The sequence below is a fragment of the Pseudoalteromonas sp. K222D genome (genome assembly GCF_017653575.1).
GTDB lineage: Bacteria > Pseudomonadota > Gammaproteobacteria > Enterobacterales > Alteromonadaceae > Pseudoalteromonas > Pseudoalteromonas nigrifaciens.
In genome coordinates this window covers 1-585 of record NZ_JAGGDL010000100.1, presented here as the reverse complement: position 1 = coordinate 585, position 585 = coordinate 1, and the positions used below count along the sequence as shown (strand labels likewise).

Below are 585 nucleotides of genomic sequence, written 5' to 3'. Positions count from 1 at the left end.
GAGGCCGTGAAGTTATCCATGTAGACCTCCCGGTATCATGCTGCTATAAGCGCTCAAGCTGTGTTGCTTTATTGTTATTGTGGGTATGTTTGATGCAATCACTAAAAATTGCGCTTCACATTCTCGGATGGCCGGTAATTGTCGCTGAGTAATTGACGCTGCTACAAATCGTCCTAATTGACGTTCACACCCACTTTGCTTCGCTAAATGGAGCAATTTCACCATGTAATAGCTCGCTTCATCCGCTAAAAGGTGGGCATTAACGTATTCCCAAATAGCTTTGTAATTGTCGCTTGGAAGTAAGTCGTCACGTAGTTGTGAGTAGCGAAATGCCAATGGTTTTTTAACCAGTGCGTCAATAACATGCAAGTAACTAATATTACGTGCACGGCATCCTTTAGAAGCATAGACACGCGCTAACGTTTGAACTAAATCGCTGCCATAGCGCAGCTCTAAACGGTTGTCATATAAACGAGCAAGTAATCGGCTACCAATAAGGCGTGACGGGACGCTATAGGTAACACGTTTCAATGAAATAGTACTCGTACGTGACACCGTTAGATAATGCTCGGTGTAATTGACGCT

General features: G+C 43.8%; 1 pseudogene. It reads right to left on the bottom strand.

What is annotated here, in order from left to right:
- Window positions 1–12 precede the first annotated feature (12 nt).
- Window positions 13–585, bottom strand: a pseudogene (locus tag J5X91_RS18035) (IS21 family transposase); the annotation flags it as partial.